The 503-nt window shown below is 41.9% G+C and carries 1 protein-coding gene and 1 pseudogene; one reads left to right on the forward strand and one right to left on the reverse strand.

What is annotated here, in order from left to right; all coding sequences use genetic code 11:
• Positions 1 to 204, reverse strand: a pseudogene (locus tag R8N47_RS28705) (acetyl-CoA carboxylase carboxyl transferase subunit beta); the annotation flags it as partial.
• 103 nt (positions 205 to 307) lie between these two features.
• Here R8N47_RS28705 and R8N47_RS28710 point away from each other — a divergent pair.
• Positions 308 to 503: helix-turn-helix domain-containing protein (locus R8N47_RS28710; protein ID WP_412034507.1), on the forward strand; the 196-nt coding region annotated here is incomplete at its 3' end.

Genomic DNA, 503 nt, shown 5'->3' on the forward strand with positions numbered 1-503 from the left:
GTCCAAAAAGCTGTCTAAACGATGTCGCGCAGACATTCGCAAATGGTGCTGACACTTGGGACAAACTTCCAAGTTTTCCTTGAGCGCGATGCGATACAACACTTGGTCACAAGACGGACACTTAGTCCATACGCCTTCCGGAATCGACGCTTTACGCGTATTAATGATGTTCTTTTTATCTAATAGTTTTTCTAACCAACTCATTGGAAAACCTTTATGCCCAAACAACGGTAACTCGCATTGTATAAACCTGTTTTAAGTAATAAAGTGCAACTTATTGGCTTTATAATCCAACCAAGTGGGATTAATGGAGATGCTTGAGAAAATTGATCAGCAATGGCTAAAAAGCTTCCATTGTGTCTACGAGAACAATAGCTTCAAAAGAGCCGCCGAGTTTTTATCTCTGCCGACATCAAATGTCAGTCGCCACATTGCGTTACTTGAAGAACAGCTTGATGTGCGTTTATTCGACAGAACGACTCGACGAACCTGTGCAACAGATG

The sequence above is a fragment of the Vibrio sp. 2132-1 genome, from assembly GCF_033344315.1.